Source organism: Butyricimonas faecalis (assembly GCF_003991565.1).
Classification (GTDB): Bacteria; Bacteroidota; Bacteroidia; order Bacteroidales; family Marinifilaceae; genus Butyricimonas; species Butyricimonas faecalis.
Map to the genome: position 1 here is coordinate 516849 of NZ_CP032819.1, position 12541 is coordinate 529389.

The window sequence follows — 12541 nt, forward strand, 5'->3', positions numbered from 1 at the left end:
GTTATCGATTCGTCTTCAAACTTTTTTTTAATTGTTTTATTGCCACTTTGGTAGTAACCCAAAATATCCGTATTTTTCTTTGTTTTAAAGCTTTAATGTATTGGCTTACGATGGTGAATTTTTTCGGGGTGTATTGACAAGAGGCCGAAACTACGTGAAATGTTTCCAAGGAATCGACCTCGGTTATGCCATGACCTATTTCTGCATAAAGGTGAGCATCACTACCTGCTAGAACAGGAATACCATGCTTCTGTGCCAATTGTAAGGCTTTTTCATTTTCCATCGGGGCTAATCGGGCATTATAGGCTTCGATATAATCCACAAGAGAGAAATCTACCTTCGAGAGATCATGTTGCTTGTAAGGATGATTTAATATGACTTTACCCCCTTGTTTCTTTATTTCCAATGCCACTTCTGTAAAGTTCCTGGATTTGATTTCTCGGGTTAAAAAGATTCCTGTAACATCTCCGGCATCTGTTGCCATCTCGGCACCAACAATCACATGAAATTCGGGATCATGGTTTAAATTATAAGCTTCCAATCCTCCGCGAATGGTATTGTGGTCGCATACGACAATGCCATGAAGCCCTCTCTTTTTTGCTGTCATCAAGATTTTAGCGGGTTGCATAATACTGTCGTAAGAGTGACAAGTGTGGATATGACAATCTATTTTCATTTTTTCTTCCATTTTTTGTAATAGTGTACCGGTATATATGCCAGCTGATAAAGATTAGGAAACGGATCTCGTATCCAAAAGTCACTTTTCGTCCGGAATACTTCTTTGAAAAAGGAGCCGAAAATTCTTGGTCGTTCCAATAGATGAAACAGATCACCATTCAGAATCCATTGGAAACGCTTTCCTTGAGGGAATGATTTTTCGTAGACTCTTTTTTCCTCCGTTCCTTCAATCATCATTCTGGGAAAATTTACCCCACAAACCAAAGCTAAATCCAGTGAGCCCCAGAATTTGGCATTAATCTCCATCAAATAGAAAATACCCGTGCGCTCATCCTGCTTGAATTCGACCATCGCTACACCTTCCCATCTTAAATAATCGAGTATTCTCTTTCCATGTTGCATCAACTTTTTATCCGAATAGGATTCTGCCAGCGTACTGGCTCCACCGGAGATAGGATATTCCCGCAAACGCTTGTGCATAAAAAAATCTTTACACATGCCCTTTTCGTAGTATGCAAAAAAGCCATAGCCCTTTCCTTGGATGTATTGTTGAACCACGGGCCATGTTTCGCTAAAATTATAACGTTCGCAAAGTTTGTGGTATTTTTCAATCATTTCTTTTCGATCATGGGCATACTCCACCACGTTTGCCCCCATTTCCTCGGGAGCTTTTATCACACAGGGGTAGGTGATATGTACGGATTCGATTTCCTCGGGATGATTCAGTACGATTGTTTCCGGGATAGGAATTTTCAATTCCTGTGCTAAATTGTATGTGCGGATTTTACTGGAAGCCAGCAAGATGTTTTCTGAGGTTGTGATGGTTAGATGCGTGTACTGTCGAATCTCTTCCCGATGTAAGGAACAAATCTGAAAAGTCTTAAACGATACAGGGAGTAAAGCTTTATACCTATTTCTTTTCAATAATTCCACTAGTTGAACATAGAAAGCCTCAGGTTCCTTTTTAGGAGAAGGTAATAGAAATTTTTGATTCACGTACTTTGAAAACAAGGCTATCGATTGTTTGTTATGAGCTACGATATCTTGCCGATAATTTCCGGTTTGTCCCAAGTGACGAACAATGGCCAGAGAATTCTTGTGATCTCCATCAAGTATTAATATGTCTGATTTATTCATTGGGTATACATGTTATAAACTTGTTCTCCATTAGTCAACCACGCTTTTTGTTCATTCATATATTGTAAGAGTTCAACATATAGTTGTCGCCAGCCCGCGTATTTGTAATCTGAAAAGAAATTGTTATGCCACAAAATGGTTAACATTCCATTAAATTGTTGTGTCACGTCAATCAAAGGTTTAATCTCCTCTAACACCTTTCCTTGAGGTATTCCCATGTAATGCTTGTTGCGAAATGTAGTATCCATGACAATCAATGGAATTTCTATCACCGAGGAGATTCGGTTCCTCTCAAAATCGTAGAGATAAAATGGGGAGCAACATCCCCGCCTAAAACCTACGTGTTCGGCAAACATCAGCGAAGTGTCATATTTTATTCCACAATCTTCCAAAATTTGTACTGTTTTCTCAGGATCGAACATCAAATAATGGAATCGGTTACCCATAACTATCGATCCTCCCAGACAAGAAATATCTTTTTTTAATTGATTAGAATCATGATGGGAACCGATGCTGCCGTGGACTCCAACTTCTCGGCCTGTTTCGCGGAGCCTCTGGATTATCTTTTGGATATTTTTACATCGTACATCATAGTCGGCATTTTTTAAACCTCCTTTTTTTCCTTTGTGTGGCAAAAAATAGAAGCTTGAAGAGGCCTCAAATGGATGTTCTATGGACATAATTGTTTCAAAATTAAACCAATCATCCCGTCCCAGGATTCTTTTCCACAGTAATTGGGTTACGGTCGCTAATCGCCTTTGTTTCAATTCGCTAAACCCTCCTTCCAACCAAGCACTTTGGCACTGATCAATATCATGTGTTAAAACCGCGGAAAATTCAAAACCTTCCGGTTGTTTCCTTCGATTGACAATGCCTGCCATCGTAAGGGCCTTTGACAAAATATCAAAATAGATATTGACAACGGGTATATTTATTATATTCAACTGGTAAATCATACTTTCTTTGAACGAGACACGGCCAATAGCGTCTTTATTAAGGTGAAAACATTCATTCCATCCACTTAAGAAATAAAAAACACCAAAAATAATATCGACATGAATAACCGGATGATTATTTTCGATAGTTATAATTTCTTCAATCACATTACAATCCCCCAAACAAGGAAAAGACAGTCCTTTCCAATTCATCCACACCACTTTTTGTGGATCAATATCTTCTACCTGCAGAAAAAATGTTGGGGAAATTCTTTTTTTTATCTCGATATCACCCTCTGAATTTTCATAGGCAATTGAAAATTTTTCAGTTATATATTGTAATTGAAAATTTTCCATAATGTAGGAAAGAAGTGTTTTATCATCCATAGTTTCATTCTTCAGAATTAGTAATAGAACAAATATAAATTCAAAATGCCTATAAAACAATAAAAAAGAGTATTTTATTTATTTTTTTTATTTAAGTAAAATTACTTTGTTTCTCACACCTGTTCTCTCCCCCTTGCCAATCTTTTCTTTATCCTTTCTCTATGACACAAACACAACACATATCCTCCCAATGTTCAACTATGTTCATGTCATAGAGAAAGGGGGGAACAGGGAGGTTGTTCAGATAAATTTGGGACTCGTATTTTTACAGATTCAATCCGAATAAGCGGATAAATAAAGGGTGTCAACAATAGCCTGTGCAATGATCTTTAAGTAGGACGGGGCATTCTTTATAGAATCTTGAACAGAACGGGCATACTGACTCATAGTGAATACTTTATCGAAACGGGGAAGGACTTGTTTTTCTGCCAGTCCAACAACGGCATAAACCGGAATATTTTGTTTTTGGCAAAAGTTTGCAATAGTTCCCGGAATCTTGCCATAAAAAGACTGTAGATCAATTTTCCCTTCTCCGGTAATGACAACTCCTGCTTGTAAAAGATAGTCGTGAAAACGGGAGAGTGTCAGGCAGTATTCGGAACCTGAAACAAGTTGTGCATTTAGTAAAGCGTACATGGCCGCCGTGATTCCTCCTGCGGCACCTCCATGCCTCAATCGGGTCACATCTTTACCTGTATTCTGTCTTAATAGATCACTCCATAATCCCAATTGCTTGTCAAGCATGACAACTTGTTCTCGTGATGCCCCTTTTTGTGGGGCAAACACAGCGGCTGCACCTTCCGGTCCACAAATAGAATTATCAACATCACACAATATTGTAATATGAATTTCTTTAAACTTTTGCTGCAATAATTCAGTGTTAATACGCTTAATATCTGTGATGTAATTTCGATTCTGGGAGTTGTTGACAATTGTCAATCCCATTTCCCGAAGAGCCCCTGTTCCTCCATCCACGCTGGCGCTCCCACCGACACAAAGAATCAAATTGTTTGCTCCTTGCGAGAGGGCATGGTTGATTAAAATACCGAATCCAGCCGTGTTCGTGTTCAAAATGTCATATTCCTCTCGTTTCAAATGTTTCAGACCACAAGCTTCTGCTAATTCAATGATCGCCGTGCTGTCTTTTAAGTAATACGAGGCGAAGTGCTCACGTCCCAAGGCATCTACCGTTTTCGTTTTGATGGGGGAAGCATGAAGGTAATGTGCAACAATTCGAGCTGTTCCATCACCGCCATCTCCTAATGGAAGGGAGATGGTATGGAATCCACATTCTTCTAATTCAGAAGCCAGAATTCGACAAAACTCGAAAGCATCCAAACACCCCTTGAATGAGTTGGGAGCTAGAAGAATATTACGATTATTTATGAGGTTCATGGCTAAATGTTGTCAGGGTGCTCAGGATGTATTTGGACTCTCTTTTCGTTGGCCAGCAATTTTTTCTCGTCTTCGAAAGCCTTGCAGTAATCAGGATCGAACAGATTTCTGTCTGGCCATTCTTTTACCCGATCCATGGCACGAGCCATCATACCTTCGATCTTATGGGGAAAACGAGGTCCGGTCCAATTACTCGTATTAGTGATAAACGCCCAACAGAACCCGTCCCGTTGACGCTTTAACATGGCACTGGTTCCCGCCAGGGTACCGGAACGCCACCAATCCCCCTGGTCATTGGTGTTCATCCATCCAAGAGGCAAAGCGTTTTTCACGCATTTTGTCATGGTTTCCACGCTCTCTTTGGTTAATATATCCGGATATGAATCCTCTGCGTCTATGGCAGAAAGGAAACGTAATAATTCCGTCGAGGAGGCCACCCAACCGCCGGCGCCATAAAGGGCCTCGATGTTGTTTCCCCCATTACTACGATACACGAGTGTATCCCGCCCATCGCATGAACGGATAAGGTCTGCGTCCGATTGTTCGTAATACTTAACCTCATTGAAATATCGGTCTTTGTCTAAATTATGAGCCAAATGCATGTCATAACATCCGGCTGGAATGAGTATGCTATCCTGGATGAATTTTTCGTAGTCTTTTCCGGAAACTTTTTCTATTACTTTTGATAGTATTCCGTACCCTATGTTTGAATAACACGTGCTTGTTCCCGGAGTGAAACCTAAACGTCGGGATAAAACAAATTTGATGATGGTATTCAAATCGGCTGGTGCCGGGACATTCATTTTTTCTGCGATATCTACCGGACAGAACATGGGGTCTCCCGCACGATTGGTGAATCCACCTTGGTGACGTAGAAGGTTTTCCACAGTGATATCATTCACCCGTTTGTCTTTTATCGGGGCGTAAAGCGTCGTATCGTTCAAAATGCCTTCTTTACCAAATACTTTGTCATCCAAGGATAGAGTTCCGTTTTCAACTAGTTTCATGATCCCAGCTGCGGTGATTAGCTTGGAAACCGAGGCAATCCGGAAGATGTGATTCACGTCTGTTTTTACCTCATTTTCTTCATCTGCATAACCGTAGCCCTTGCTATAAATTAGTTTTCCATCTTTCATGATTGCAAGGGAAGCTCCTTTTATTTCCCATTGATTCATAAAACGTTCGATTGTTTGATCTAAACGTTTGGTTTCAACTAGATCTGAATATTCATTCGTGAATAAATCATGCACCGCTACGGCAAGTGTATCTTGAGGAACAGAATCTGTTTCAACTTGAATTTCTTTCGTGAAAGAATTCCAAGGCCTAAAACTGATAACTAGAAAAAATAGTATAATTAGTATAGTATATTTCATTACATCTGCAATCTAAGGAAAAAAGCGTAATATTCTAGGTCAAAAGAATATTACGCTTGCAATATTAATAAAAATACATTTTTATTCAAAGCAATCAGATGTAAAACACCTTTAAAAATTCTTACTTAATAAATCGAAATAGTATTCCATAACTTTCACCAGTAGTGGATGATGTGGGTCGAAAGCGATCCCGTCGATATGAGCGATGGGTAACACGAGCGGAGAAGTCCCCGTTATAAAGGCAGCTTGATAGGAGGCAATGTCTTTGTAATTCACTCTTTGTTCCACTACGGTCAGCCCGTTTTCCTTGCAGATATTCAGTACCCGTTTTCGGCTGGTTCCCGGCAAAACATGGGGAAGAGGAGCCGTGTAAAACACGTTATCCCGGATAAAGAATACATTTGAACGAGAACCTTCTGTTACACAGTTGTCTTGATCGAGCAATAGAACTTCAGCAACACCTTGTTCTTGAATGATCTTGTTGGTCATTTCCCGTAACCCGGAATTGACATATTTCACTTCGGCATTCTCACGGATAGCATGACACGTAACGGTGTCTACTCCGTTTTGATAAGCTTCTTCCGACGGGTAGGAGTGTTTTATCTGATAGACATATTGTTCAATTCCCTTCGGGGTGACTCTAAGTACGTACTTAATGTTTCCTTCCTTGATGTTTTCAAGTTGAATCAATCGATTTAATTGGTCGGCCACGTGAAGAGAATTTAAATCAATGGCAATATTTGATTTTTTTATTGAATTATCAAGTCGTAAAAGATTGTCATTTAGAAATATAACTTTACCTCTAAAAACCCGGCATACTTCATATATGCTAAGTCCTTCATTTAGGATGTCCTCGGAATATTCCTTGTTATCGATGGGTTTATTATTTAACATCATAATTTATCTCCTTTTATGTATCGCGAATTTATGCTTTAAAACGATTATATAACCGGAAATGTTTAGAAATTTTAGAGAGAAGAAATGGGGCTTGTTACTTTCGATAATTTGCGCTATTTTTGGCTGATATATGGAAACACAAGAGCAAATAGAACGAATAGAGCATTTCATACGTGAAGTGGTTGTGGATGAAATCACGAAATTGCAGGGTGTGGGCTTGTCATATATGCAATTTGTCATCATGGGACAAGCAATTGAGGTTTTGGGAAGCTTTTTAGATAATAAACCTATGAAAGCCAAAGGCCAGTCGGCCAAACGTTTTTCTCTTGGGGTAAAGAAATTATTCGGGGGACGTTATCGATTGTTAAATGATAATGGATTCTTGTATGATAAACTTCGCAACCAAATGACTCACACGTTCATCCCCGGGAGTGACTTAATATTATTGAATCAAGCGGATAATAAAAACGGATATAAACATTTACAAATAGTCGAAGGAAAATTAGTTTTAATTTCCGAAGTTTTCAATGAAGATATTCACAAGGCGAGTGAACGTCTTTTAGAAGCCATTAAAAACGGAGTATTATCTCCTAAAAATATTGCTTACTAAATACATGGAACAACAAGATAAAATTATATTGATCGGGGCAGGAAATGTCGCCCACCATCTGGCCGGAGCTCTTTTGAAAGCAGGAGAGAATTTATGTCAGATATACAGTCGGACACTAGATACGGCTCGGCAATTAGGTATGAAGACAGGAATATCTTACACGGCAGAATTAAATGAGATATATCCGGATGGAGATATCTACATTTTTTGTGTAAGTGATGATGTACTACCATCTATTGTTAAGACAATTAGAGTTTCGGAAAATGCGTTACTTTTACACACCTCGGGAAGTCAACCGATGGATGTATTCAAGTCGTATTCCAAATATTACGGGGTAATTTATCCTATACAAACCTTTTCCAAGAAACGAGAGCTGGATTTCAGGGAGATCCCGCTATGCGTGGAAGGAAACACGGTTTCCGTGAAGGAACGTATTAAAGAGTTGGCAGAAAGGTTATCGGATAAAATATACGAGATCAACTCGGCCCAGCGTAAAGGATTACATTTGGCTGCTGTTTTTGCTAACAATTTCCCTAATTATTTATATCAAGTGGCAGGTAAATTGCTAGAAAATAAGGGACTATCTTTTGCCATGTTACGTCCGTTGATTTTCGAGACGGCGCATAAAGTGATGTTACTGAATCCTGAAGAGGCTCAAACAGGACCGGCCAAGCGGGGAGACGAGAGTATCATGAATATGCACAAGAGTATGTTGAAAGGCGATAAAGACTTGTTGAAAATATACACGATATTATCGGAAGGGATAAAGGAAATGCAAAATAAAGAAGAGACCGGAGAGCAAAAACTTTCGCAAGATATAATAGATATGCCCACGTTGTGGTAAATTAGATAAATACAAACGTTATGAGATTATTCAAAGAGGAATTAAAGAAGGTAGAAGCTTTTGCTTTCGATGTAGATGGTGTTTTTTCACGTCATGAGATGAATATCACTCCGGAAGGAGACTTGATTCGTACATCCTGTACTAAAGACGGTTATGCCATGATGTACTGTACGAAGAAGGGATATCCGGTTTGTATCATTTCCGGAGGACAGGCTCCCGGGGTAAGAGAACGTTTTGAGAAATTGGGCGTGAAGGACGTGTATCTTGGCGTGGCAAATAAAGTGGAAGCGTTGAACGAGTTCTTGCAAAAATATAATTTAAACCCGGAGAACGTGATGTACATGGGAGATGATATACCTGACTACAATGTGATGAAAATTGTGGGAATGCCGGTATGTCCTTCAGATGCGTGCGAAGAGATCAAAGCCATTTCCCGTTATATTTCAGACACGCCCGGGGGGCTTGGATGCGTACGGGACGTTGTGGCTCAAGTCCTGAAAGCAAAAGGTGAATGGATGGATACCCAATGCTACGTGAAATGTATGTAAGTTAAAGAATAAGATGTTGGAGATTCTCAAGTTAATACGCCTACGAACGATTGCATTCACGGCATTTACCATGTATGCCATGCGTTTCTTTGTTGTCCAGCCCGTGCTGGAGAAAGCTGGTTTTACCCTGCAAATGCCGGAAGGCAATTTCTCGTTGCTGGTAATAGCCGTGTGTTGTCTGGTGTCAGCCGCTTATGTCATAAATGATTACTTTGACACGAAAGCGGATCGTATTTCGGGAAACAGACCCGTGATTGTTGGGAAAACAATTAGTCGAAGGGTTGCGATCATTCTGCATTCCATTTTGAATGTCGTGGCTGTGGGAATCGCATATTATCTGGCCAAAGAAGTTCATCATGCTGAAATCGTGTTCTTATTTTTAATCATATCGTTGGTACTGTGGTTTTATTCCTCCCGGATAAAAAAACGTTTTATATGGGGAAATATCGTCGTGGCCATTTTGGCCGGATTAATCCCGCTTACCGTGGTTACATTCGAAATCCCGTTATTGAGTGACGTGTACTCGGATATCATTTTGAAAACACATGTTAGTTTTGCCTACGTGTTCCACTGGACGGCATGCTTCTCGTATTTTCTTTTTATAAATATGCTGATATACGAGATTAACAAGGACATATATAGTATAAACGGCGACCGGGCTGATGGAATTGTTACTTTACCTGTAAAATTCGGTGTTCCGGCCACGAGAAAGATTATGGCGGGATTAATTGCGATAGCCGTTATATCGTTGATCCTGTTTTTGTTATTCGGATTTACTCGAACCCCGATCGTATGGATTTATTTTTTTGTAGCCTTGATCATCCCGTACTTGATTTACGGCTATGCGGTATTGAAGAATGACAAAATGAAATTTCAATTGCGAATGATTCGTTTGATCATGGTTTTATGTATAGGAATCAGTGTGTTTTGTAAGTTATGTGAATGATGCATTCTATTAAAAATTATAAATTGATATTGGCTTCTGCATCGCCACGAAGACAGCAATTAATGAAAGATGCAGGGTTTACATTCGAGGTCCGATTGAGAGATGTTGAAGAAAAATATCCTAAGGGAATTGATCTGAAAAAAGTACCGGAATACTTGTCGAAAGTGAAAGCCGAGGCTTTTCGGGAAGAATTAAAGGCGGATGAAGTATTGATAACTGCCGATACGGTGGTTTGTATTCATGACCGGATTTTAGGGAAACCTGCGGATCGGGAAGAGGCTATCTCCATGTTACAGGAATTGTCGGGAAATCGTCATCAGGTGGTGACAGGAGTGAGCGTGACTACCCGTACGGAACAGCTTTCCTTCTCATCACAGACAGATGTGTTTTTCAAGCATTTATCAAATGAAGAGATCGCGTTCTACGTGGATACGTATAAGCCATTTGATAAAGCGGGAGCCTATGGGATTCAGGAATGGATCGGGTACATCGGAATCGAACGTATTGAAGGTTCTTTCTATAACGTAATGGGATTACCGATACAGAAATTATATGAAACTTTGCGGAAATTACAATTTCAATAAATAACATTCAAAAATACCAGTAAATGAGAAAAATTGCATTATGTTTTTTGGCTTTCATTCTGCTAACTTTACCAAGTTTAGCTGACGAGGGTATGTGGATTCCCATGTTGTTGAAGAAATACAACATAGAAGACATGCAGAAAGCCGGTTTTAAATTAACAGCAGAGGATATTTATGACATCAACCAGGCCTCATTGAAAGATGCTGTTATCGGATTGGGTAATGAAGGTTCACCCTTTCATCACTTTTGTACCGGGGAGATCGTAAGTGATCAAGGATTGGTGATCACGAATCATCACTGTTCTTTTGGCATGATTCAAGCTCATTCCAGCTTGGAACACAACTATTTGCGTGATGGTTTTTGGGCACAATCTATGGCAGACGAGTTGATTAATCCCAAGATAACAGCTTCTATTTTAGTTCGGATGGAGGATGTTACGGATAAAATCAATGCAGGATTGAATGCCGGAATGTCTGAAAACGAACGTACGAAGAAGGTAAATGAAATATGCCGGAAATTGGAAGCCGAAGCTGTTAAAGGAACCAATCTGGCGGCTAACATAAAGCCATATTTTAACGGGAATCAATATTTTCTTTCCGTGTTTAAAATCTTCCGGGATGTTCGTTTGGTGGGAGCACCGAATTCTGCTATCGGTAAATTTGGTGGGGACACGGATAACTGGACATGGCCGCGTCACACGGGAGATTTTTCCGTTTTACGTATTTATGCAGGACCAGACAATGAACCGGCAGCGATATCCGATAAGAACGTGCCTTATAAACCGGCTAAATTCTTTAAAATTTCTGCACGTGGTGTACAAGAAGGTGATTTTACGATGGTCTTTGGTTATCCTGGGACGACAAACGAGTATTTGACTTCCTATGCGATAGATCAAATTGCTACTGTTGAAGACCCACACAAGATTAAAATCCGTACGGCAAAATTGGATGTTATCAATGCGGCGATGGAGTCGGATGAATTGTTGCGAATAAAATATGCCGCTAAAGCTGCAAGTGTTGCTAATGCCTGGAAAAAATGGCAGGGAGAGATTAAAGGATTGGATCGTTTTAATACGGTTGATAACAAAAGAGTGCTTGAAAACAATTTCAATAACTGGGCTAAAAGTAATGGAAAAACCGAGTATATAGGTTTAACGGATCGTTACAAGGCGTTATATGACGCTCGTAAAGAATATATTTTAGCTGCTGCTTACGCTTCAGAAGCCGGGCTGGGAGGTGCAGAAATCATAAAATTTGCCCGTGAAATAGAGCATGCATTGACTAACTATGACAAATTTGCGGATAAGGAACAACTTAAAAAATCTTTGAAGAATTACATTGAGGCATTCTACAAAGATTACGATGTGGCCACGGATCAACGGATATTGACCGAAATGTTCAAGTTATATAATAATGAAGAAATAGGGGAGCAGTGGATCCCGTCTGTCGTTCGCTTAAGCCCGAAATATGCTAAATTGAATGATTATGATCGTTATGCTGCCAACTTGTTTAAAAAATCAATATTCACGCACAAGGATAATTTACTGAAATTCATTGACAATCTATCTGAGAAATCAATCACGAAAATTGAAAAAGATCCGATTCTTGGAGTAGCTACCGGAATTTATACCTTGTATGCGAATAAAATTCGTCCTGAATTGAGTAAGATTGAAAGTGAACTGAAATTATTGAATCGTTTGTGGATTGCCGGATTAATGGAGATGCAGCCTGAAAAAACGTTCTATCCGGATGCAAATTCAACCTTGCGCGTGGCTTATGGAAAAATTGCCGGATACCATGCAACTGATGCTGTTTATTATATGCACTACACGACATTGAAAGGTATCATGGAAAAGGATAATCCGAACATCTATGATTATAACGTACCCCAGAAATTACGGGATTTGTACAAGAACCGGGATTTCGGCCCTTACACTCAAGACGGGGAAGTTCCCGTTTGCTTTATTGCGACGAATCACACGACTGGCGGTAATTCCGGTAGTCCGGTTTTGGATGCGGAAGGAAATTTGATCGGTTTAAACTTTGATCGTGCTTGGGAAGGAGTGATGTCAGATATGCAATACAGCCCGGAGATTTGCCGGAATATTGCTGTTGATATTCGCTATGTATTATTTATCATTGATAAATATGCAGGAGCGCAAAGATTAATTGACGAGATGGTGATTATTCATTAAGTAATAAAAAAT

At 39.7% G+C, this 12541-nt stretch carries 12 protein-coding genes; 6 read left to right on the plus strand and 6 right to left on the minus strand.

Features of this window, described 5'->3' with window-relative positions; genetic code table 11:
* Position 1 precedes the first annotated feature (1 nt).
* From D8S85_RS02135 to D8S85_RS02160, 6 genes are all read right to left on the minus strand, one after another.
* Positions 2 to 676, minus strand: a complete 675-nt coding sequence (locus D8S85_RS02135; RefSeq protein ID WP_158641687.1) for a PHP domain-containing protein — start codon at positions 674 to 676, stop codon at positions 2 to 4.
* A complete protein-coding gene (locus tag D8S85_RS02140; RefSeq protein ID WP_106624586.1) occupies positions 673 to 1815 on the minus strand; it encodes a carboxylate--amine ligase in 1143 nt (380 codons plus the stop codon). The genes D8S85_RS02135 and D8S85_RS02140 overlap by 4 nt, the downstream gene beginning before the upstream one ends.
* Positions 1812 to 3137: a polysaccharide deacetylase family protein gene (locus tag D8S85_RS02145; RefSeq protein WP_106624587.1), complete on the minus strand. Its 1326-nt coding sequence runs from the start codon at positions 3135 to 3137 to the stop codon at positions 1812 to 1814. The genes D8S85_RS02140 and D8S85_RS02145 overlap by 4 nt, the downstream gene beginning before the upstream one ends.
* Positions 3138 to 3410: 273 nt before the next feature.
* Positions 3411 to 4532 carry a glycerate kinase gene (locus D8S85_RS02150; RefSeq protein WP_106624588.1) on the minus strand — a complete coding sequence of 374 codons (1122 nt, stop codon included), beginning with the start codon at positions 4530 to 4532 and terminating at the stop codon, positions 3411 to 3413.
* Positions 4533 to 4534: 2 nt separating this feature from the next.
* Entirely contained in the window at positions 4535 to 5905 is a 1371-nt protein-coding gene (locus D8S85_RS02155; protein ID WP_106624589.1) for a serine hydrolase domain-containing protein, read from the minus strand.
* Positions 5906 to 6016: 111 nt separating this feature from the next.
* Positions 6017 to 6802 carry an aminotransferase class IV gene (locus D8S85_RS02160; protein ID WP_228423319.1) on the minus strand — a complete coding sequence of 262 codons (786 nt, stop codon included), beginning with the start codon at positions 6800 to 6802 and terminating at the stop codon, positions 6017 to 6019.
* A 130-nt stretch (positions 6803 to 6932) separates the two neighbouring features.
* On the opposite strand from D8S85_RS02160, the gene D8S85_RS02165 reads away from it, so the two are divergent.
* Genes D8S85_RS02165 through D8S85_RS02190 form a run of 6 tightly spaced genes read left to right on the plus strand, consistent with a single transcriptional unit; the run spans position 6933 to position 12529 of the window.
* Positions 6933 to 7412, plus strand: coding sequence for a hypothetical protein (locus D8S85_RS02165; RefSeq protein WP_106624591.1), 480 nt, complete (start codon positions 6933 to 6935; stop codon positions 7410 to 7412).
* Positions 7413 to 7416: 4 nt separating this feature from the next.
* A complete protein-coding gene (locus D8S85_RS02170) occupies positions 7417 to 8256 on the plus strand; it encodes a Rossmann-like and DUF2520 domain-containing protein (RefSeq protein ID WP_106624592.1) in 840 nt (279 codons plus the stop codon).
* 20 nt (positions 8257 to 8276) lie between these two features.
* A complete protein-coding gene (locus tag D8S85_RS02175; RefSeq protein WP_106624593.1) occupies positions 8277 to 8804 on the plus strand; it encodes a KdsC family phosphatase in 528 nt (175 codons plus the stop codon).
* A 13-nt stretch (positions 8805 to 8817) separates the two neighbouring features.
* Complete coding sequence (locus tag D8S85_RS02180; RefSeq protein WP_106624594.1) at positions 8818 to 9750, plus strand: geranylgeranylglycerol-phosphate geranylgeranyltransferase; 933 nt, start codon at positions 8818 to 8820, stop codon at positions 9748 to 9750.
* Positions 9747 to 10334: a Maf-like protein gene (locus D8S85_RS02185; RefSeq protein ID WP_106624595.1), complete on the plus strand. Its 588-nt coding sequence runs from the start codon at positions 9747 to 9749 to the stop codon at positions 10332 to 10334. The genes D8S85_RS02180 and D8S85_RS02185 overlap by 4 nt, the downstream gene beginning before the upstream one ends.
* A gap of 23 nt (positions 10335 to 10357) precedes the next feature.
* Positions 10358 to 12529, plus strand: a complete 2172-nt coding sequence (locus D8S85_RS02190; protein ID WP_106624596.1) for a S46 family peptidase — start codon at positions 10358 to 10360, stop codon at positions 12527 to 12529.
* Positions 12530 to 12541 lie beyond the last annotated feature (12 nt).